Raw genomic sequence first — 20985 nt, 5'->3', positions numbered from 1 at the left:
CACGAAGGAGAACGCCATGACCACCAGCAGCTACACCGTCACCGGCATGACCTGCTCGCACTGCGTGGCTTCGGTCAGCGAAGAGGTCGGCGCCGTCGACGGTGTCACCGACGTCGCCGTCGACCTGCCCACCGGGGCCGTCACCGTCACCAGCGACCGGCCGGTCGACGACGCGCAGGTTCGCGCCGCCGTCGAGGAGGCCGGCTACCAGCTCGCCGGGTAGACCCGGCTTCACGCGAGGGAAGCAGACATGAACACCACAGCACGGCTCGCCGGGTTCGGCGGAGCGCTCGTCCTGCTGGCAGCCGGAGGGTTCGCCGTGGGGAACGCGGTCGGTCCGGTCTCGGCCGCAAACCGCGAAAACCCCGGCCACGGCGACATGGGTGGCGAGCACGCCGGCATGGCCGCTCCGGTGGACGGCTTGCCGGGCGGGCTCGCCTCCAGCAAGGACGGCTACACGTTCACGGTCGCCGACCCGACTCCGGAGCCCGGCCGGTTCTCGTTCACGATCACCGGCCCCGACGGCGAACCCGTCACGGCCTACGACGTCGAGCATGAGAAGCAGTTGCACCTGATCGTGGTCCGCCGCGACACCGCCGGCTTCCGGCACGTCCATCCGGACTTGGCGCCGGACGGCACGTGGAGTGTCCCGCTGACCCTGCCGGCGGCAGGTTCCTACCGCGCGTTCGCCGATTTCGCGCCCACCGGCGGGCCGTCGCTGACCCTCGGCGCCGACTTCTCCGTCGCGGGGGACTACCGGCCGGCGGTGTACGCGCCCAGCCGCACGGCCCAGGTCGACGGTTACACCGTCGAGCTCGCCGGGGACCTGACGGCGGGGAAGACGTCGCCGCTCACGCTGACCGTCAGCCGCGACGGCGTCCCGGTGACCGATCTGCAGCCCTACCTCGGCGCCTACGGGCACCTGGTCGCGCTGCGCGAAGGCGACCTCGCCTACCTGCACGTCCACCCCGAGGGCGAACCCGGTGACGGGAAGACGGCCGCCGGGCCGCACGTCAAATTCGCCGCCGAAGTTCCCAGCGCGGGGACCTACCGGCTGTTCCTCGACTTCCAACACGGCGGCGCCGTGCGGACCGCCGAATTCACCCTCACGACCGCCGGGACTCCGGCGGCAGCGGCGCCCGCGTCGGCGCCCGCCGACGGCCACGGCCACTGAACCGCGAAAGGAGCCGATCATGACCAGCACCACCGCCCCGACCGGCGGACCGGTCACCGAGATCGAACTCGCGATCGGTGGCATGACCTGCGCCTCATGCGCCAACCGCATCGAACGCAAGCTCAACAAGCTCGACGGAGTCACCGCATCGGTCAACTACGCCACGGAGAAGGCGCGCGTGTACGCGCCCGAGGGTGTCGACCCGGAGATGCTGGTCGCCCAGGTCGAAGCCGCGGGCTACCACGCGACCGTGCCACAACCGGAGAAGCCCGAACAAGCCGAGGAGGTCGACGACCCCACGCGGCCGCTGCGGCAGCGCCTGATCACCAGCGCCGTGCTCGCGGTCCCGGTGATCTTGCTGGCGATGGTGCCGGCGCTGCAGTTCACGTACTGGCAGTGGATCTCGCTGACGCTCGCCGCGCCGGTCGTCACCTGGGGCGCCTGGCCGTTCCACCGGGCGGCGTGGACGAACCTCCGCCACGGCGCGGCCACCATGGACACCCTGGTGTCGATGGGCGTGCTCGCGGCGTCCGCATGGTCACTGTGGGCGCTGCTGCTCGGCACCGCCGGCACACCGGGCATGGTGCACCCGTTCGAGCTGACGATCGCCGCCTCCGACGGCGCGGGCAACATCTACCTCGAAGTCGCCGCCGGCGTCACCACGTTCATCCTCGCCGGCCGTTACTTCGAAGCCCGATCCAAGCGCCGCGCCGGCGCCGCGCTGCGCGCCCTGCTGGAGCTGGGTGCGAAGGAGGTCGCGGTCCTGCGCGACGGCGCCGAGGTTCGCATCCCGACCGCCGAGCTGGCGGTGGGGGACCGGTTCGTCGTGCGCCCGGGTGAGAAGATCGCCACCGACGGCGTGGTCGAGGAAGGCAAGTCTGCGGTCGACGCCTCGATGCTCACCGGCGAGTCCGTTCCCGTCGAGGTCGGCGAAGGCGATTCCGTCACCGGGGCGACTGTCAACGCCGGCGGCCGATTGGTCGTGCGCGCCACCCGCGTCGGCACCGACACCCAGCTTGCCCAGATGGCCAAGCTGGTCGAGGACGCCCAGAGCGGCAAGGCCCAGGTTCAGCGCCTGGCCGACCGGATCTCCGGCGTGTTCGTGCCGATCGTGATCGCGCTGGCGGCTGCGACGCTCGGCTTCTGGCTCGGCACCGATGTCGGTACGGCGGCCGCGTTCACCGCGGCGGTCGCGGTGCTGATCATCGCCTGCCCGTGCGCGCTCGGGCTGGCCACCCCGACGGCGCTGCTGGTCGGCACCGGGCGCGGCGCCCAGCTGGGCGTGCTGATCAAGGGCCCGGAGGTCCTGGAGTCGACGCGGCGTGTCGACACCGTCGTGCTGGACAAGACCGGCACGGTCACCGCCGGCCGGATGACACTCACCGACATCCACGTCGCCGACGGCGTCGACGAAGCCGAACTGCTGCGGTTGGCCGGCGCGCTCGAGGACGCGTCCGAGCACCCGATCGCCACCGCGATCGCCCGCGGGGCGCGGGACCGTGTCGGTACCCTGCCCGCGGTCGAGGACTTCACGAACGTGGAAGGGCTCGGGGTGCAGGGAGTCGTTGACGGGCACGCGGTCTTGGTGGGCCGTACGGCGCTGCTGGAGGACTGGAGCCAGCCGCTGCCGGACGACCTCGCTACCGCGAAGGCGGCGGCGGAGGAACGCGGGCAGACCGCGGTGGCGGTGGCCTGGGACGGCGCGGCCCGTGGCGTGCTGCTGGTCGCGGACACCGTGAAGCCGACGTCGGCCGAGGCCGTCGCCCAGCTGCGTGAGCTGGGCCTGACTCCGGTACTGCTCACCGGCGACAACACGGCCGTCGCCAACGCTGTCGCGGCCGAGGTCGGGATCGACGAGGTGATCGCCGAGGTGCTGCCCGCCGACAAGCTGGACGTCGTCAAGCGGCTGCAGGATGAAGGCAAGGTCGTCGCGATGGTCGGGGACGGCGTGAACGACGCGCCGGCGCTCGCGCAGGCCGACCTCGGGCTGGCCATGGGCACCGGCACGGACGTCGCGATCGAGGCCAGCGATATCACCCTCGTCCGCGGCGACCTGCGTGCGGTCGCCGACGCGATCCGGCTGTCCCGCCGGACGCTTCGGACGATCAAGGGCAACCTGTTCTGGGCGTTCGCGTACAACCTGGCGGCCCTGCCGCTGGCCGCGGCCGGGCTGCTGAACCCGATGATCGCGGGCGCGGCAATGGCGTTCAGTTCGGTGTTCGTGGTCGGCAACAGCCTGCGGCTGCGCGGCTTCACGTCCCGATCGACGGCTCAGCCGAACCGGACCTGAGCGCTGCGCGGTCCGGGCCACCCGACCGGGTGGGCCGGACCGTTGTTTCTCGAGCGACTCAGTGCCGGTCCGGCGCCAGGGTAGGGCGAAAAGGCGTCTGATGGCAACGTATGTGCTCGAAGAATTCCTTTCGATCAGCGCCATGGCGGTGGTGCGGGTTATTCGCTGGCTCGCCGACGTGGAACCGTCGATGTCGATTTGGTCGCCAGCGTGGTCGACGTCTGCTTGTACGCCCCGGCGATTGTTAGTGGCTATGCGAAGACGATGATGGTCGCCGGGCTTCAGCGACGCGGAACTCGACGCCGACAAAGTGCGGGCAGCCGTGAACGGCGCAGGCTACGAGATCGTCGCCTGACCGCGGACCGCCTCGAAGGAGACCTTGTGGCCGTACAACAGGAGAACGAGCCGGCGGTTGTGATCAAGATCGTCGACAACGGCCCGTACCAGGTGAAGGGACCGATCAAGGTCGTCGATCACGTGGGCAATGAGTACCAGCTCACGGGCAGGACGCAGCTCTTGTGTCGTTGTGGCCGCTCGGCCAACAAGCCGTTCTGCGCGGCGCACACGCCAGAACCGAATTCGAGGCGACAGGTCGTGTGTTGTTCACTGCACGGCGCCTCGCGCCTCGCGCCTCGCGCCTCGCGCCTCGCGCAGTGAACACCGTGGACAGAAGTTTGCCGGTCGATCAGCGGCAGGCTACGAACCCGGCGATCAGCACCAGTGCCACCGCGATCACCTGTGGGGCGAGGAATGCGGCGATGCTGCCCGCGACCGTCCTCAACGCCATCGACCGCGGTGGCGACGAGCGGGTGTCGAGTCGGCTCAACCGGATCGCCGTGTCGCCGCCGGCCATCGCGAGGGCGCGTCGGGGACCGTCCACCGCCTTGATCGTCCGGAGTGCGGAGCGGAGCGGCTCGCGTCCGCACTGCGCGGCCGCCGTCCGGTCGGCGGCCAGTTCCACCAGCAGCCGCGTCGCGCCAGGCAGTTCCCGCATCAGCGGCATGAACCGCAGCGTCCGGCCGAGTACTTCCGACCAGCCGATGAGCAGGTGATGGTGCCCGTGGACGTGGGCTCGTTCATGCGCCAGCACCGCGCCCAGTTCGCGTTTCGTCAGTCGTGCCGCGAGGCCGTCGCTGGCGACCACCAGCGCCCGGCGGCCGCCGAGGCTGTACGCGATCGGTTGCTCTTCCGGCAGCCACAACGTGGGCAACGGCCTGGTGTCGCGGGTGCCGGCGAGCCGGAGCGCGGTCAAATGGCGCCGATGCAGAACGTGTCGCCGTCGGCGGCGGCGTAGTGAAGCCAGCGCCAGCCGACCGAGCGCGGTGGCCAGGACGGCGCCCGCGACGGTTCCGACCAGCGGGTCGAGGCCGGGAACGTCGTCGTGGTTCAGCGCTGACCAGCAGTCGTGGAGCACTCCGATGACCGCGTCGGCGGGGCCGTGTCCCGGCAGCACGAGCAGCAGCACCGCGGCGATCGCCCCGGCGACCACGCCGACGGCGGTCAGCAGCCACCAGACGATCGCCGTTCCCGGGTCGATCCTCGCGGCCAGCCTGCTCAACAGCACTGGAGACCACCAGCCGATCGTGATGGTTCCGAGCAGCAGAGCAGCCGCGAGGATCACTGCTTTCTCGGCTTCCGGCGCAGCGCCCGGCGGAGGACGTCCGACTCCTCCTCGGTGACGGTGCTGATGAAGTGCAGCAGGACGGACTCGCGGTCGTCGACGGAGTCGAGCACCTCCCGCAAGCTCTGCGCGGTGGCTTCGGCCCGCGTGGTGACGGGACGGTAGTGGTAGGCGCGGTTTTCCAGGTCGCGAGTGACCCGGCCTTTCCGGTGCAGGTTGTCCAGGACAGTCATCACCGTCGTGTATGCCAGGTCCCGATGCTGGTTGAGCTCGTCGAGCACCTGGCGGACCCGCATGGGTTCCGCCGCCTTCCAGAGCACGTCCATCACCGACGCTTCGAGCTCGCCCAGACCCAGCATGACACCTCCGAAAGCCAGGATACTTCCTGCGCGTCGGGCTGCCGATGATCGCCGGGGCAACGCCTGCCGCCCCGGCGATCGGTGATCAGCTCTGCGTGAGCAAGCCCTGCATCTCGGTGATCTCCGCCTGCTGGGCGTCGATGATCTTCTGGGCGAGAGCCTTGGCATCGGCGTTGCTGCCCTTGGACAGCTCGGTCTTGGCCATGTCGATCGCACCCTGGTGGTGCTTGATCATCATGCCCAGCCACATCTTGTCGAACTCGGTGCCCTTGGCGGCCTCGAGCTGCTTCATGTCATCGGCGGACATCATGCCCGGCATGTCGTGGTCCATGCCGGGCATCGACTCGTGGGTCATGCCCGGCATGCCGGACGTGCCGGCGCCCCAGGTGGTCAGCCAGCTCTGCATCTGCTGGATCTCTGGGTCCTGGGCCTTCGCGATCCGGCTCGCGAGGTCGACCACCTTCGGGTTCGTGCTGCGCGACGGGACGAGCTTCGCCATGTCGAGCGCCTGGCTGTGGTGCGGGACCATCTGCTGGGCGAACGTGACGTCGTCGGCGTTGTGCTCGGCCGCCGTCTGCGCGGAGGGCGATGGCGCCGGTGCCGACGAGCTGTGGTCCGTTCCCGACATGGAGTCGTTGCTGCTGCAGGCGCCGAGCAACACGGTGGAAGCCAGGGCGATGCCACTGATGAGGACGGTTTTGCGCATGACAAATCCTTCTTTGTGCTTGTTGGTACGTGAATCGACGGGGCCGTGTAGGCGGGGCGATCACGTACGCAATACGCACAAAGAAGTCAGGATGCTCCGGCCGGATCTGTCAGGCGGACGCCCTCGACGTGGTGAGCCGCGAGGCTCGGTCATCTGAAGGAGCAATGCCTTGCGATGTGACATCGCCAGGAAGGCGGCGACGGCCGCGAGGAGGGCGCCCGCCGCGGCCAACACGGCCAGGCAGAGATGCAGGATGTCGTGCATGTCGCTAGGCATGCCCGGTCCGTGTTCACCGGAGGCGGCGACCTGCGGAGCGGCGACCGCCTCCATCCCGGCGACGGGCATGGCGTGTGTGGTTGCCGCTGCGGTATCCGACATCCCGGAGGTCGAGCTGACGTGATGCATCGCGACGACGCAGAAAGCCAGCACGCACAGCAGAACGATCCGCTGCACGTTGCTGAACCGATTCGTCGTCACTACCGTTGCACGAGGAATCGTGCGAGCCGGTTCACTGCGTCGGCGAGGGGGAGGACCGACGCAGCAAGTGCGACTCGTCGCTCTGCATCTTCGGATCAAGCGCAGGCGATGCCTCGGAGGACTGCTCAACGAGTACCAACCCGCCGCATAAAACCCCAGCTCGCAGCCAGTCGCATCGATTTCGACCAGGACAGGATCCTCTGGCGGATCTTCTGGCGGCGACGGAGGCGGAGGCTGTGTCTCGTCCCGGAAGCATTGCCCGGGACCACCCGTCCGTCACAGCGCCCGGTGCTGTGACGGACGGTTTACGCCGAGGGGCCCAGCTCGGTGCGACGCCAGGTCAGGGGGTCGGCCGTGTCCACGTCCCACCGTTCGCGGAGGAGGATCTCGGTTTCGTCGTCCGGGTACAGCCACGAGTACGTGTGGACGGTGGCTTGCTTGCCCGACACCATGGGCGCGGTGGCTGGATCGAGGAAACGGGCCACTGGCTGGGGTTCCGCGTACTGCGCCACCAGGTTCGCGATTTCCAGCGGCGAGGGCGAGGCCTGGCGGTGGAAGGTCCGCAACTGCTCCTCGTCGCCCAGGCGGAAGGCCTGGCCGTCGGGCAGGACCGCGAAAGCTTCCACGGGTTCGCCGTTGTCCATTGTGGCCTTGCCCGCGGTAAACAGCCGGTAGCCCTCGTCGGACGGCAGCGGTTCCACCCGCCAAGCGGTCCGGGAGGTTTCCACGATGGACGCGGCGGTGCCGTCCCGCACGTCCAGGATCTCCTCGCCGGCGGGGAGCAGGAAGCCGGCGATCAGGTGGCGGCTGAGGTCGGCGTTCACTGGGTCTTCACCGTCTTGATGATCCAGGCGGACGACTCGTCGAAGTTCTTGAACGTCACCGGTCCCAAGCCCAGCTTGTAGCGCGCCGCGACGTGGGCGCTGATCGCGGCGTTGTCGGCGGTCATCAGCCACTCGTAGCCCTTGGGCACGCGGTGAGGCGGGAGGTTGAGGTTCCGGAGGAACTGCTGCTGCGCGTAGAACGCCTGGAACTCCATATGCATCGTGCCCATGTTCTCCAGGCCCACCAAGAGGTTCTGCTTCTGGTGGGTCAGTTCGTGCGCCAGGGTGGCCGCCACCGAAGACGCCGACCTGTTGCCCTTCACGATGATCGTGTCGGTGACCGGGTCGTAGATGCCGGCGACGCCCGCCCGTTCGATTTGGGCGCTCAGTTCGGCGGCCCGTTTCCCGGCGTTCACCCCTCTCTTCGCGTGGCGTTGGACCAGCGCGAGCACCATCGCCTGCTTCTCTTCCGCGGTGCCGGCGTACAACGCGATCTTCTCCTGGGCCATCGCCTTCTCCGCCGCCTTGAGGAACGCCTCGGTCAGCTCGGCGTCGCCGCCCACCTTACGAGCCCGCTTGAACACCTGCAGGATTTGATCGAGGCTGGTCGCGACCTTCTTGGTGTCCTCGCCGGTACCCATCGCGGCGGCGACGAGCCTGCTTTCGGTCTGCTCGGACAGCCCCGCGCGGCGGGCGGCCTGCACCAGCTCGGCCGTCTTCTCCGCCGACTGCGCGGCCTTGGCCTCTGCCAGCAGTGTCTTGACCGTCTTGAACGCCCCGGCGGCGGCCTTGATATCGACGATGGCGGTCACGATGTCCACGGCCAGCCAGAACACGTCCGGAGGCTCGCCCTGCGAGATGGCCTTGGCCTTGTCGAAGCTGGACGCCTGTGCGGCGGCGGCCAGTTTGTAGTCCTCGTAGTGCTCGTACGCGCCGTAGATCGACAGCACCATACTGCCCACCGCCGCGGCGGTCACCACCCCGGCAACGACGAGGCTGCCGCCCGCGGTGGGGATCGCGGCGATCAGTCCCAGGCCGATGGCGATGGCCGCGATCATCAGCTGGGTGTTCTGCTCGGTGGCGGCGACGGCGGCGACTTTCTCGTCGATGACCCGGCTTTGCCACGACTCGGCCTTGACCTCTTGCTTGGTCATCTCCCGCAGGTGGGGTTCCTTCCACACCGAGAACCGGCCGCCGATGTCGCCCCGGACGGTTTTGATGTTCTCAAGCTTCTCCTGCGCGATCAGCGCGATCTTCATCGCCATGTCGTCGGGCTTGCGTCCGGCCAGGTCGATGAGCTGCTGGAGCGCGTCGGGCCCGCTGGTCACGGTCGCGAGGATCGGAAACGCCCGGTGCTTCTCGGTGACCAGCGCGTCGTATTCTCCCGCGACACGCAACCCGTCCGCCTTGGTGCTCTCCACCCGCCGGTGCAGTTCGGGCGGCAGTATCAGTTCCGGCAGGGCCTCGGCCAGTGACGGGGCGGAGTTCCGCGCGAAGATCGCCCGTGCCTCGTCCCGTGCCTTGAAATAGACCGACGCGACCTTGTCCGCCTCCCGGCGTTTGGTGATCAGCTCCTGGGTAGCGGCTTTGAGCGCGCCGGACTTTCCTCCGTCCATGACGTAGCCACCGGTCTTGAAGCCGAGGAACGTGTCCTCCTTGATGCCCAGCGCCGTGACCTGCCCGGTGATTTCCCTTTCGCTCGAGGTGAGCACCTCTCCGGCCTTGACCACCGATTTCTGCTCGAATTCGAGCAGAAATCTCCTGCGCTGATCGGACAACAGGTCGAGCTGTTCGTTCAGCACGTCCCGGAGCCGGCGCAGGACGTCGCGGGGGATTCCCGGGCCCAGTTCGCCGTAGCGCAGCTCCGCGGTCATATCCATGTTGATGAACCGGGTGGCCCAGCCGCGTGCGCTGTCCCAGCCCTTCAGCACTACCTGCTGTTTCAGCGTCTCGGCGACCTGCGCGGCGTCGGCGGTGATCACGGCGCCCTCGTGCACGGCCGTCGTCGGGACGGCGGTCTGCGGGACCCGCTGGAGGACCGCGCCAGCGACGGCGTGGTTGCCCGCCGCCCGCTGTAACCGCAGCAAACCCGCGTGAGAGCGGGGGAGCGGCGCGGAGGCGTGGGCAGACGCCGGGTGAGGCTCCCGCCGCCCCGCTTCCCCCTCGGCCTTCCGGTCGAACTTCTGCGCCATGGTTCTCCGCTCCCGGGCGGACATTCCCGGCTAACACGGTAGGGGGCCTTTCACGCCGGGGGAACGTCCGGCTGACCGAGCGAACGCGCAGCGCAGGCTGCCCGTTCGGGCGGACCATAGCGGCAGCCGCCGTTGCCGGATTCTGGTCGCTGAGGCGATAGTGGCGCCAACGGCGTCGGCGAGCGCATCGGCCGCACCCACCTTGTATGTCACGAACGGGGGCACTGACAACATCTCAGTGTTCACGATCCGGCCTTCCGGGGACCTCGACCCGGTGGGTGATCCGGTCCCGACCCTGGATATGCCACGCGGCATCGTCTTCTTACCGCGCGGGGACGCGCCGACGAAGTTCGACCGCCAGATCCGCTCGACCCGAACCACCAGACCCCGATCCGGCGCATCGACCATCTCCTCAGCCGAGACCGCGATCCCCACATGCGTCATCGCTCTCGGCCCGGAACCGAAGAACACCAGATCGCCCGGCAAGATCGGCTGCTCAGCAGGCACACGAGGACCCGCGTTGTACTGGTGGCTGATCTTCAGCGGCAGTGTGTGGTCGATGGTAGTCGTAGTGGATGTTCCAGACGGCGAGGGTTGCCGTGCGGTGGGCTTCGCTGGTCCAGGCGTGGGCGCGGTAGCAGGCGCCGTTGTCGGTGACGATGCGGTGGATGAACCCGATCGCGGTCCGGGCTTTCTCATCGGGCAGGGTTTCGGTGTAGGCCAGGCGTGAGTAGCCGTCGACGGTGGAGTGCACGTCGAGATGGACCATGTGCCCGGGCCAGCGAGCGATGATCCGCCTCGGGCCGCGGTTGGTGGCGCCGGTCGGGTCGATGAAGCGGGTCTGGCAGCGCGCGACGAGCCAGCGGCGGCCTTCGACAGATAGCGGGGCATTACGGTGGTGCATGGACGGGTCTTTCTGCTTGGCGGACGAGTTGGTCGCACTTCTCATCCTGCCGCCGAAAGACCCGTCCTCTCGTCTCAGGCCCCATCAGCCGTCACCGACGTCATGACCCGCAACAACCAGCCCTGGTTCGACGCGAGGTCGATGATCATCTGGCAAGAGGTGAAGCTGCTGTCCGTGCCGGTGACGAGGAGAGTCCGGCCGTCGTCATCGTCGCGACGAGCAGGGAGGTAGGCGATGGCGCGTCGGCTACGGGCTGGTGCAGCGCGGTGGGGCAGTCGGCGATGTGCCGTTGGCGAGGAAGCCGAAGGTGGTCGAAGCGGACGCCTGCAGCGAACCGTTGTACGAGACGTTGCCGATCGAGACGGACTCGCCGGACGTCGTCAGGTTTCCGTTCCACACCTGGGTGATGGCCGGGCCGCCGGACGTCCAGCCGACCGTCCAGCCGTTGATCGCCACGCTGCCTGCCGTCACCGTGACCTCGCCCTGGTAAGCGCCCTCCCACGAGCGAACCGTCCGGTAACTCGCGCTGCAGGCGCCGGTCGGGGTGGTGGGCGTCGTCGTAGTGGTCGGCGTGGTCGTAGTGGTCGGCGTGGTCGAGGTCGGCGGGACCGAGGAGCTGAACTGGGTGATGAACTTCCACACCTCGCCCGAGGTCCAGGTCTGCCAGCCACTGCAGGTGCACCCGTCCCGCGGAGCGGGGTCGTGACCCCCGTCGAACGCCGCGTACACGACCGGATATCCCGCCCGGCACCCGGAATACGCGGTCACGATGTGGGTCAGGCTGCCCTGCGACGGCTCAGGCGGGTTCTGCGACGTACAGCCGTTGTTCCGGACGAACGTGTCACGCAGTGACCGGCCCTGCGAAATGTTGAGGACGTTGTCCCTGATGCCGTGCATACCGATGTACGCGACCGGCTGGGTGCCACCACTGCATCCGCTGAGGTTCGCACCGGAATAGACGGCGACCGCACGGAAGACCGTCGGCCGGGCACAAGCCAGCGCATAGCTCATCGCACCGCCATAGCTGAACCCGCCCGCGAAAACCTGCGAGGTGTCGACACACAAAGCCGCCTCGAGCTGGTTCAGCAGGTCGTCGATGAACGTGACGTCCTGACCGCCGGGGTTGGCCCAGCCGTTGTTGTTGCCCTGCGGCGCCACGAAGATCGTGCTGTTGTTCGCGTTGTCCGCCAGCCGTCGCAGCCCGTAGTAGGACCAGTTGTAGCCGTCGGACCCGCCCGTGTCGACGTCGTTGGCCGTGCCGCCCAGCCAGTGGAGCCCGACGAACAGGCGGTACGAGTGGTTGTTGTCGTAGTTGCTGGGGATCCGCAGGATGTAGTTACGGTTCTGGCCGCCGCTGGAGATCGTGTGATTGCCGTTTGCCAACCCGGGGGCTTTCCCGCAGCCCGCGGTCGCCGCGGCGGCCGAAGCCGCCGGGGGGAAACCGAGGCCGCCGCCGACCACCAGACCGGCCAGCACGGCCAAGAGAGCTGTCACGAGGGCAATAGGCCCGGCAACGGCGCTGTGTTTCACGATCCACGCACCTTTCACCGAAAATGTCGGTTGACGCCGCCCGCCCGCCCGACCGGCGGCTCTGCCGGGAAGGCGCCGCAGCAGGCGCTGCGGAAACCCTTTCTTGCCCGGGTACTTCAGCTGTCCTGACGAGATCCCGGTCCGGCTCGCGCTCTATCAATAGCAGCCGGCCGGCCGTGCGGCAAGCAGCCGGATGATCGTCCGGCCGGTGCGCCACCGGCCTGCCTGCCGTGGCGTGCCGCGCGAAACTTTCGCAGTGGATCCTTTGGAGGCAAGCAATTATCGCGCTGCGGGGTACGGCGGCGGGGTGATCGAACACGTCTGTGCACGGCTTTCCCGGAATGCTGAGCGTGCTCGATCGCCGGCGGAGCCGGCCACCGGGGCGCCGCCCGCCGACGCACGATCGCCGGCGGGCGCTTCGGTGACCGCCCGTTCAGGTCGCCACGCCGGTGGCCTCGCGCCGATGAAAGTTTCAGCGCGATCGGTCGATGGGTCGCGATCGAACCGAGACCTCCGAGCGCTCGCCAGAGCCGATCTGGGGCTGTCCGTGTCACGGTCGTGATCACCGCATCGCAGGCGTGTCCCCATGCGAACTGGGCACCGCTGGCTACGCCCCAACCGAGCCGAGGCCGCGCGGCTGTGGGTGCTGCCCGACGATCTGGTCGGGGCAGCGGCGCGCTGAGCAGCTCGGCGGCGAGTGCTCAACTGCACAAATTGTGCCGAGCGACCATACATGCGTTCCACCTGACAATTTCCACCTGACAATACGGAGGCACCTGGAACGACTCTGTTGCGAATACTGCATCGAACTCGACGCCCCACTTGTGCAGACAGATGATGTCGACCGTGAGCTCGGCATCGTCGGGGGCACCTGGAGCCGGTCGACCTGGATCTGTTCACCAAGCGAACGCGTCAGCGCCCTGCCGACGGCGAACTCGGTCGCCGCGGCCAGACCTCGTCGTGAACACGTATCCCGTGCAGGGGTAACTGTTCAGGTCCTTTCCGGGCTGTGAGCGGGACTGTGGGATGATCTTGTTGTGGGGGAGGGTGTTCGTCCGTCGTATGACGAGCTGGCCGCGCTGGTCGCAGCGCAGGCCGTGGAGCTCGCGCGTGCGCGGGAGGAGATCACCGCGTTGCGGGCCGAAGTCGTCGCGCTCAAGCGCTGCTTGGGCACGAACTCGGGCAACTCCTCGATGCCGCCATCCTCGGACCGGTTCGCCAAACCCGCTCCGAAGTCGTTGCGGGGCAGGTCCGGACGCAAGCAGGGCAAACAGCCCGGCACGCCCGGAGCGAACCTGTCACTGGTCGAAAATCCGGACATGATCGTCGACCACGCACCGTCGGCGTGCTCGGGATGCGGCGCGGGGCTGCGCCGCACCGACCGTGCCGGGGTGATCCGCCGCCAGGTCGTGGACCTGCCACCGGTGCGCCCGTCGGTGACCGAGCACCGCCTGCACCGGCTGCGGTGCCGCGGATGCCGCCAGGTCACGACCGCGCCCGGACCGGCCGAGGCGACCGCGCCCGCCTGCTACGGACCGAACGTGACCGCGTTGGCGATCTATCTGCTGACCTACCAGCACATCCCGGTCGCGCGGACCGCGCAGCTGCTGGCGGACCTGCTGGGACTGCCGGTGTCGACCGGCTGGGTCGCCGGTGTCCTCACCCCGGTCGCCGCCAACCTCGACGAGTTCGCCGAGCGGGTCGAGCAGGCGTTGCAGGCCGCGCCGGTGGCGCATTTCGACGAGACCGGTATCCGGGTCGAGGGAAAGAACTGGTGGCTGCACGTCGCCTGCACGCCCCTGTTGACCGCCTACCTGCCTCACCGTCAGCGTGGTGGTGAGGCGATGGACGACTTCGGGATCCTCACCCGGTTCCGCGGCGTCGCGGTCCACGACGGACTGATGTCGTATCAAGACTTCGGGCGCAACCACGCCCGCTGCAACGCCCATCATCTGCGCGAGCTGGTCGCGGCCGGCGAGGCTTTTCCGGAGCACACCTGGCCCAGAATCGCCATGAAGACCCTCAAACAGCTCAACACCGCTGCCCATACCGCACGCGACGCCGGCCTGGACGCCATCCCCGCCCATATCGTCGATCCGTTGCTCTCGAGGTTCGTCCGCACCGTCCATCTTGGCCTGCTGCTGCACCCACCGGATCGGGGCCGCAAGCAAAGCAAGACACGGAACCTGCTGGTGCGCCTACGCGACTACCAGCACCAAGTGCTGCTCTTCGCCCGCGACCTCACCGTCCCGTTCACCAACAACCAAGCCGAACGCGACCTACGCATGATCAAAGCCCAGCTGAAGATCTCCGGCGGCTGGCGCACCCAGCACGGCGCCCACGCCTGGCTACGCGTCCGCAGCTACATCTCCACCGCCCGCAAAAACAGCCTCCACATCATCACTGCACTCCGCGACGCCATCACCGGAAACCCTTGGCTACCAACAATTGTCGAAATGGCCTGAACAGTTACTGCAGGGATGCTACGAACATGTGTTCGAGTCCCCCTCGGACACTTCCCATAACCCCAGCTGTGCGCATCGAGACTAGGGCGTGTCCTGCGGATCTTGTTCATGATCGTGTGCAGATGATGTGACGTGGTCGGACGTGGTGAACTGACAGACAAGGCCTTGGCCAGGATCGTGCCGCTGCTGCCTGCGTAGACCGGCCGGCGGGGTGGGCGGTGGCGCAGCCACCGCCCACGTGATCAACGCGATCCTGTGGCACGAGCGGACCGGTGCCCCGTGGCGTGACCTGCCCGAACGCTACGGACCGTGGAAAACCGCACACGAGCGATTGCGGAAGTGGACCGCGGACGGGACCTGGGACCGGATCCTGGAGCACGTGATCGTGAAAGACGACTCCCTGGGCACGCTGGAGGACAACGTCGAGTTCGTGATCAGCGTTGATTCCACGAGCGTTCGCGTAGACCTTGGCGTGCAGCAGCGCCGTGGCGAAGTACACCACCACGAACTCGGGGCAGTTGGTCAGCGCCAGCAGCACGGTGCCGCCGGGCCCGACGCCGTGCAGGCGCAGCCCGTCGGCGCCGGCACGGACGGACCGGTAGGGCTCCTCGTAGCTGATCCTGCGGTCGAGGTGGACGATCGCGTCGTGAGTGGGCACGGCGGCGGCCGTGGTCCGCAGCATTTCTTCGATCATTGTTCCCCAGGGGTGATAGAAGTGGCATAACCTGCTCGTGGCAAGGGCCACGGCGGAATTCATCGACTGAAAATGAGCCTGGCAACGCTTGTGCGGCAGGGGCAACGTCGGTCGATGTGCAACATATTCGGTGTGCAACCGCGGTCCACGGCGGTAGTCTCCGGTTCGGTCAATCGAGAGAAAGGTTTCGAGGGTCTTGGCAATCGAGGAATCAACCACCGGCATTCCGCCGCGTTCGTCACCTCGCAGTCGAGGCGGCGCCGTCCTCATCGTCGCGCTCGTCGTGGACTCGATTGGCAATGGACTGTTCCTGCCGCTCGGTCTCATCTTCTTCACCAAGATCACCGACGTCCCGCTGATCCTCATCGGCGTCCTGCTGAGCGTCGCCAACATCATGCAGCTGCCGATCCCGGTGTTCGCGGGCGCGCTCGCGGACCGGTACGGTGCCCGCCCGCTGGTCGTGCTGGCCCAGGTCCTGCAGGCGCTCGGCTACTTCGCGGCCGGCCTGGTGACCGGGCCTGCGGGAATCCTGGTCTCCGCCGTGCTGACCGCGCTCGGCGTGCGGTTCTTCTGGTCCTCGGTGTTCACGCTGATCGCCGACTACGTCGACGGGTCCTCCGGGGGACGCAGCAAGGACTACTGGTACGGCTGGTCGAACATGGCCCGCACGGGCGGCCTCGGCGTCGGCGGCGTGCTGACCGGCATCGCACTGGCCAACCCGCAGACCAGCGAGCAGGTGTTCCGGCTGATCGCGTTCGGCACGGCCGGGTGTTTCGCGATCGCGGCCGTGACGATCGCGTTGGTGGTGCGCGCGCCGCGACCCGTGCAACCCGGGGCGGCAGGGCCGGCGGGCTACCGCGATCTGTTGCGGGACCGTCCTTACCTGGGGCTCATCGGGGTCAACGTGGTGTTCGCGCTGTCCGGCATGATGTTGCCGCTCGCGCTGCCGACCCTGGTGGTGATCCACCTCGACGCCGACGCGTGGCTGGTCTCCGCCGTGCTGGTGGGCAACACGATCGCGGTTTCGCTGCTCACCGCGCCCGTCGTGCTGCGGCTGCGCCCGTTCCGGCGGACCGGGATCCTGGCGGCCGCGGCCGCGCTGTGGGTCGCGTGGGCGCTGCTGTTCGCCGTGCTGGTGCCGGGGCAGCTGGGGTGGGGGATACCGGTGCTCATCGGGGCGGTGGTGGTCTTCACCGCCGCCAGTGTCATGCACGCGCCCGTGTCGATAGGGCTCGCCGCGGCCGCGGCGCCGGCCGAGACCAGGGGCCGGTACCTGGCGATCTTCCAGTACTCCTTCACCCTGGCCGAGATCGTCGGCCCCGGCTTCTTCACCACGCTGTTCGCCGTCGCGCACGGTCTGCCCTGGGTGGCGCTCGCGGCCCTCAACGGGCTCGCGATCGTGGCGCTGTTCGCACTGCAGCGGCGCCTGCCCGCCGCCGCGCTTCGCGACGAATAACACCGCCCAGCCACACCGGTTTTCGCGCCGGTCCGCCGGATCTTCGACGGCGGACCGGTGCTTTGACGTGTCCGGCCCTCGCACTGGTCAACCGGAACTCCCGGTTGATTGACCGATCGACTTGCCCGGAATACTCTGAGGATACGATGACGGTAATGACCGGCAGGCGTGAAATTCTGGGGATTTCGGTGACGATGAGAATCGGTTTGATCGGTGTTGGCCGGATGGGTTCGGTGCATTCCAGGAATCTCGCACGAATGCTTCCCGCTAATTCACTGCTTATTTGCGACAATAATCCGGACGCGGCGCGGAGGGTGGCCGGGGAAGTCGGCGGCTCGGTCCGCCCGACCGCGGCGGCGCTCGTCGAGGACGTCGACGCCGTGGTCGTCGTGACACCGGCGTCCGCGCGGTCCGAGGTGCTCGACGCGGCGATGGCGAAGGGCATCGCGGTCTTCTGCGAGAAGCCGCTCGCGGCCGAGTTGACCGAGGCGCGTGCGATCGCGGAGACGGCCCGCCGCACGGGTGCTCGCGTGCAGGTGGGTTTCCAGCGCCGGTTCGACCCGGACTACCGCGTGCTGCACGAGACGGTGGCTTCCGGCGCGGCCGGGCGGGTTTCGGGGAGCCTGTCCGGGTCGACTCCATCGGACGAGCTCTGGGCGCGACGCGGCCAGCGAGTTCTTGACCGCATCGTCGGGCTCGACCGGGTTGTGCTCCTTGAGGCTTGCCTGTCAGGTGAATCGCCTCTTCGGAGGCGGACGTCATCGTCGGCGCCAGCTGAACTGCGGTCAGTCCCGGGTCAGGTCGGCCGACACCTTCCAGAGGAGCTCCGCGGTGGCCGGGTCGAGGGCCCATGCCTTCACCCCGTGCGGGTGGTCGGCGAGTTCGGCGGCGTCCGGCACGGTGTACGCCTCCTGTGCGTCGTCGAGGTAATGGCCGCCGGTGTGGGCGAACTCTGGTGCGACCGCCGCGACGACGCTCGTCGCCGCCCCTTGCTCGACCGTCTTGTAGGTGAAGATGCCCGCGGCTTCGGCCGCGGCGAGGGATTCCTTCTGCGCCGGGGTGAAGTTCCGCTGCAGTCCGGTCGCGACTCCGCCGGGGTTGACGGTGTTCGCGAAGATCCCGTCGGCCGCCCAGCGGCGGGTTGCCTCCACCGCGAACAGCGAGTTCGCCGTTTTCGATTGCGCGTAGGCGATTTGGGGGTCGTACGTGCGGTGTTCGAAGTGCAGGTCGGCGAAGTCGACGCCGGCGCGCATGTGCGCCGTCGAACTGACCGAGACGATCCGCGCCTCGCCGCGGTCCGCGGCGCCGCGGACGAGTGCTGGGCGCAGGCCGGTGGCCAGGGCGAAGTGGCCGAGGTGGTTCGTCGCGAACTGCAGCTCCCAGCCCTGCGCGGTGTGGGCCGGTCCGGCGGTGACGATGCCTGCGTTGTTCACCAGCAGGTGCAAGGGTCCCTCCCACTCCCGCACGAACCGGCGGACCGACACGGGGTCGGCGAGGTCGAGCCGGGCGACCCGCGAACGGGGCCCCGCGGCGGTGTTCCGGATCGCGAGGGTCACCTCGGCCCCGGCGGCGGCCAGCACGCGGGCGGTTTCCGCGCCGATCCCGGATGACGCTCCGGTGACGATCGCACGAACGCCGGTGAGATCGACGCCCGCCAGCACGTCGTCCGCGGTGCTGGCGGCGGTGAACGGCGTGGTGATGAGCTGAGGCCCGGTCATACGACCGACTATACGTACTGAACAGAACTTGTATAGTGAAGTCGAACGTCGTACAGTCGTGCCATGGTCGTTCCCGAAGCCCCGGACGCCACCGAGACCGGTCGCCGGGACGCGGTGCTCGAGTCGGCGCTGCTGACGTTCGCCCGGTACGGGTACCGCAAAACTTCCATGGAGGAAGTTGCGCGCGTGGCTCAGATCTCCCGGCCTGGGCTGTACTTTCTGTTCTCGTCCAAACAGGACCTGTTCCGGGCGGCGGTCACCCGGGCGATCGAGCAGGACCTCGCGGCGGCCGAGGAGATTCTCGCCGATACCGGCAAGCCGTTGCGGGAGCGACTGGTCGGCGCGTTCGACCGGTGGGCCGGCCGCTATGTCGGGCCGATGAGCCGCGACGTCCCGGCGGTGATCGAGCAGAATCCGGACCTGCTCGGGGCGATCACCGACACGGCCCCGAAGCGGTTCGAAGAACTCGTCGTCGCGGCGGTGGGCGGAGAGACAGCAGCCGGTGTCGCGCAGACGTTGATCAGCGCGTCGGTCGGGTTGAAGCACCAGGTCGAAACTCGGGAAGCGTATCTCGGCCGTATGGCCACTGCGGTTCACCTCCTCGTCCCCTGACGGCGCGTGGGTCGGCCTGTCGCTGCCCAAGTTCACGCCCCGACGCGCATGGAAGGTCCCGAATCGAGGCCTTGCCTTGTCTCATGGAGGGGGCAAGCGAGGAAGGCGGAACCGTCATGACGTCGGTGAGTTGGAGCGGAACGAGCGGTGGCCCTCGCGTTGGCGGCGCGTTCGCACATGTTGGCCAGCGTCAACTTCCCCCTGATCGCGGTTTTCTTCCTCCACCGACACCTCCGTTCCCACCACCTCCGCTCCCGTGTCCGGTTCGAGCTGCTGCCGACGGCGACCTCCGACCCGTCACCGCGGGCGGTGCTCGGCTTCGCGCATCAACTGGGGCGGGTGCGGCCAGTGCACGGGTGGGTGCCGCGCTCGGCGGTCGGGGTGCGGATCCGGTTCAGCACTGATCCGCAATTCGGGAAGATGGTGCGGGGAGAAGTGGCCGTCGGCGACGAGGGTGAGGTGTCTTCGTCGCCGACGGAATGACTGCAGTGATCTCTCCCCGGTGATCGGCCGTCATCGTCGTCACTTCCTGGCGGCGGCCACCTTCTTGCGCGGGGCGCGCTTGCGCGGGGCCTTCGCGGGCGCTTCGGCCTCGGCGACCTGGGCCTGCTCGAACGCGGCGATCACCTCGGAGGAGAGACGTCCTCGCTCCGAGACGTCGTAGCCGTTGGCGTTGGCCCACGTCCGGATCTGCTGATTGCGTTCGCGGTCAGTGGCGGTCGTGGTCGACCGGCCGGTCGCGACGCGGACCTTGCGGCCGCCGGTGCGACGGGCGGCGCCGATGTATCGGGCGAGTTCGTCGCGCAGGGTGGCGGCGTTGTCCTCGGAGAGGTCGATCTCGTAGGTGACGCCGTCGAGGGAAAACGGGATCGTGTGCGCGGCGGGTGTGCCGTCGATGTCGTCGAGCATCTCGACGAGGACCTTCTGGGCCATTCCTGCTCCTTGATGCGGTATATACCAGTAGGTGAGCGCACGAATATCGTGCTCCTCTGTGGAGTGTATACACAACCCCCGCATCGCGGAAATTTCTCCCTCCTTGCCGGCGGCTCGCATCAAATAGGTCACCGCGGTGCGTGACTGACATGAATCGCGATCTGCGGGAAGAGAAGCCACCGTGAAGCCGGAAAAGGCGCCAGGCGGCAACGCGGATCTGCAAGTTGCACGTGCGGAGCTTGTGCTGGCCCGGCCGGTGCACCTGCCGCCGGCGTCGCTGCGGAGCGGTGCCAGGGCCTCGGGTGCGGCTGTAGATAACCTGTACGAGACGATAAGTAGCTTACGACAATCCGATTCTCCCGACGTGGTCGAGGTCGCGGTGGCTGGAACGAATACGTCGAAGGATGTCGGTATTGCTGAAGGTGTCGATGTTCGGAAATCTGCCGGCATCCTGATCGGAGACAATGGGCAAATTAACGTGCTGAACACATGTAACGTTGTGAAACCATTGATTCAGTTCGCAGATCTGAGCTGCGCTGATGCTTGTCCATCCGCCCAAACGAACCGTTGGGCGGAGCGCGTGGCCGCTTGTCGGATACCAATCAGTCGGCCGAGCGCTGGTGGTCGGATTTCGGCGGATTGCGGCTGCTGCGCTCGGCGCCGCCGCCATCCAAGTTGACGGTGTCGACCCGCGGGCATGTCGAATCGATCCACATGACGTGGGCATGACCACGCCGACTCCCCGCGACGCTGCTGTGTCCGCGGGCACTCAGGTCCGCTGCGATGGTGGCCAGGCTCAAGTCGCCGATCCCGTCGAAGCGGACCGTTCCGCCGCCGCGGCGCTGGACCGTGGATTGGGGTTTCTGCTGCTTGATCCCGCCGACTTGCTGTGAAGCACTTCGACCGATCCACGAGTCGGATGACCATTCGGGCAGGCCTGTTTGCCCTTGGCGCTGGCCAAACGGATCCCTGCTGGAGGAAATGTGCCGCGTAGCCTCGGCGAGGAGAACTCGGGTGCAACGGAGGCCTC

At 68.1% G+C, this 20985-nt stretch carries 18 protein-coding genes and 4 pseudogenes; 10 read left to right on the top strand and 12 right to left on the bottom strand.

Features of this window, described 5'->3' with window-relative positions:
• Window positions 1-16 precede the first annotated feature (16 nt).
• The 4 genes from AB0F15_RS23465 to AB0F15_RS23450 all read left to right on the top strand — a co-directional run bounded on the left by AB0F15_RS23465 (window position 17) and on the right by AB0F15_RS23450 (window position 4121).
• Window positions 17-223 (top strand): heavy-metal-associated domain-containing protein, encoded by a 207-nt coding sequence (locus AB0F15_RS23465; RefSeq protein WP_360273903.1) that lies wholly within the window; start codon window positions 17-19, stop codon window positions 221-223.
• 27 nt (window positions 224-250) lie between these two features.
• On the top strand, window positions 251-1174 hold the full coding sequence (locus AB0F15_RS23460) for a hypothetical protein (protein ID WP_360273900.1): 924 nt from the start codon (window positions 251-253) through the stop codon (window positions 1172-1174).
• Window positions 1175-1193: 19 nt separating this feature from the next.
• Window positions 1194-3464 carry a heavy metal translocating P-type ATPase gene (locus tag AB0F15_RS23455; RefSeq protein ID WP_360273897.1) on the top strand — a complete coding sequence of 757 codons (2271 nt, stop codon included), beginning with the start codon at window positions 1194-1196 and terminating at the stop codon, window positions 3462-3464.
• A 381-nt stretch (window positions 3465-3845) separates the two neighbouring features.
• Window positions 3846-4121, top strand: a complete 276-nt coding sequence (locus AB0F15_RS23450) for a CDGSH iron-sulfur domain-containing protein (RefSeq protein ID WP_360273894.1) — start codon at window positions 3846-3848, stop codon at window positions 4119-4121.
• 28 nt (window positions 4122-4149) lie between these two features.
• Here AB0F15_RS23450 and AB0F15_RS23445 read toward each other — a convergent pair whose 3' ends face one another.
• The 9 genes and pseudogenes from AB0F15_RS23445 to AB0F15_RS23405 all read right to left on the bottom strand — a co-directional run bounded on the left by AB0F15_RS23445 (window position 4150) and on the right by AB0F15_RS23405 (window position 12023).
• Entirely contained in the window at window positions 4150-5085 is a 936-nt protein-coding gene (locus AB0F15_RS23445) for a M56 family metallopeptidase (protein ID WP_360273891.1), read from the bottom strand.
• A complete protein-coding gene (locus AB0F15_RS23440) occupies window positions 5082-5444 on the bottom strand; it encodes a BlaI/MecI/CopY family transcriptional regulator (RefSeq protein ID WP_360273888.1) in 363 nt (120 codons plus the stop codon). The genes AB0F15_RS23445 and AB0F15_RS23440 overlap by 4 nt, the downstream gene beginning before the upstream one ends.
• An 85-nt stretch (window positions 5445-5529) precedes the next feature.
• The gene (locus tag AB0F15_RS23435; protein ID WP_360273885.1) at window positions 5530-6150 is read right to left on the bottom strand and encodes a DUF305 domain-containing protein; all 621 of its coding nucleotides are present in this window, start codon (window positions 6148-6150) and stop codon (window positions 5530-5532) included.
• Window positions 6151-6210: 60 nt separating this feature from the next.
• Window positions 6211-6627, bottom strand: a complete 417-nt coding sequence (locus AB0F15_RS23430) for a DUF6153 family protein (RefSeq protein WP_360273882.1) — start codon at window positions 6625-6627, stop codon at window positions 6211-6213.
• 305 nt (window positions 6628-6932) lie between these two features.
• Window positions 6933-7451, bottom strand: coding sequence for a hypothetical protein (locus tag AB0F15_RS23425; protein ID WP_360273879.1), 519 nt, complete (start codon window positions 7449-7451; stop codon window positions 6933-6935).
• The gene (locus tag AB0F15_RS23420; RefSeq protein WP_360273876.1) at window positions 7448-9538 is read right to left on the bottom strand and encodes a hypothetical protein; all 2091 of its coding nucleotides are present in this window, start codon (window positions 9536-9538) and stop codon (window positions 7448-7450) included. The genes AB0F15_RS23425 and AB0F15_RS23420 overlap by 4 nt, the downstream gene beginning before the upstream one ends.
• Window positions 9539-9673: 135 nt before the next feature.
• Window positions 9674-10150, bottom strand: a complete 477-nt coding sequence (locus AB0F15_RS23415) for a hypothetical protein (protein WP_360273874.1) — start codon at window positions 10148-10150, stop codon at window positions 9674-9676.
• Window positions 10140-10487 (bottom strand): annotated as a pseudogene (locus AB0F15_RS23410) (IS481 family transposase); the annotation flags it as partial. The pseudogene AB0F15_RS23410 and the gene AB0F15_RS23415, both read right to left, overlap by 11 nt.
• Before the next feature lie 306 nt (window positions 10488-10793).
• The gene (locus AB0F15_RS23405; protein ID WP_360274074.1) at window positions 10794-12023 is read right to left on the bottom strand and encodes a cellulose binding domain-containing protein; all 1230 of its coding nucleotides are present in this window, start codon (window positions 12021-12023) and stop codon (window positions 10794-10796) included.
• 1091 nt (window positions 12024-13114) lie between these two features.
• Between AB0F15_RS23405 and AB0F15_RS23400 the strand changes: the two genes are divergently transcribed.
• Window positions 13115-14542, top strand: a complete 1428-nt coding sequence (locus tag AB0F15_RS23400) for an IS66 family transposase (protein ID WP_360273871.1) — start codon at window positions 13115-13117, stop codon at window positions 14540-14542.
• A gap of 211 nt (window positions 14543-14753) precedes the next feature.
• Window positions 14754-14900 (top strand): annotated as a pseudogene (locus AB0F15_RS23395) (transposase); the annotation flags it as partial.
• Between the two features lie 171 nt (window positions 14901-15071).
• On the opposite strand, the pseudogene AB0F15_RS23390 reads toward AB0F15_RS23395, so the two are convergent.
• Window positions 15072-15224: pseudogene (locus AB0F15_RS23390) on the bottom strand (long-chain fatty acid--CoA ligase); the annotation flags it as partial.
• A 208-nt stretch (window positions 15225-15432) separates the two neighbouring features.
• On the opposite strand from AB0F15_RS23390, the gene AB0F15_RS23385 reads away from it, so the two are divergent.
• Window positions 15433-16692: an MFS transporter gene (locus AB0F15_RS23385; RefSeq protein WP_360273868.1), complete on the top strand. Its 1260-nt coding sequence runs from the start codon at window positions 15433-15435 to the stop codon at window positions 16690-16692.
• 146 nt (window positions 16693-16838) lie between these two features.
• Window positions 16839-17225: pseudogene (locus tag AB0F15_RS23380) on the top strand (Gfo/Idh/MocA family oxidoreductase); the annotation flags it as partial.
• Between the two features lie 252 nt (window positions 17226-17477).
• Here AB0F15_RS23380 and AB0F15_RS23375 read toward each other — a convergent pair.
• A complete protein-coding gene (locus AB0F15_RS23375; protein WP_360273865.1) occupies window positions 17478-18410 on the bottom strand; it encodes an SDR family NAD(P)-dependent oxidoreductase in 933 nt (310 codons plus the stop codon).
• Between the two features lie 63 nt (window positions 18411-18473).
• Here AB0F15_RS23375 and AB0F15_RS23370 point away from each other — a divergent pair, with 63 nt between their 5' ends.
• The gene (locus tag AB0F15_RS23370; protein WP_360273862.1) at window positions 18474-19022 is read left to right on the top strand and encodes a TetR/AcrR family transcriptional regulator; all 549 of its coding nucleotides are present in this window, start codon (window positions 18474-18476) and stop codon (window positions 19020-19022) included.
• Between the two features lie 522 nt (window positions 19023-19544).
• On the opposite strand, the gene AB0F15_RS23365 is transcribed toward AB0F15_RS23370, so the two are convergent.
• Window positions 19545-19955, bottom strand: a complete 411-nt coding sequence (locus AB0F15_RS23365) for an Lsr2 family protein (protein WP_360273859.1) — start codon at window positions 19953-19955, stop codon at window positions 19545-19547.
• Window positions 19956-20136: 181 nt separating this feature from the next.
• Here AB0F15_RS23365 and AB0F15_RS23360 point away from each other — a divergent pair, with 181 nt between their 5' ends.
• Window positions 20137-20634, top strand: coding sequence for a hypothetical protein (locus AB0F15_RS23360; protein ID WP_360273856.1), 498 nt, complete (start codon window positions 20137-20139; stop codon window positions 20632-20634).
• Window positions 20635-20985 lie beyond the last annotated feature (351 nt).

It is taken from the genome of Amycolatopsis sp. NPDC026612, from assembly GCF_040638285.1.
In the GTDB taxonomy this organism is placed as follows: Bacteria; Actinomycetota; Actinomycetes; order Mycobacteriales; family Pseudonocardiaceae; genus Amycolatopsis.
Note: the sequence above shows the minus strand (reverse complement) of the source record. Positions and strands in the feature narration are given on the sequence as shown.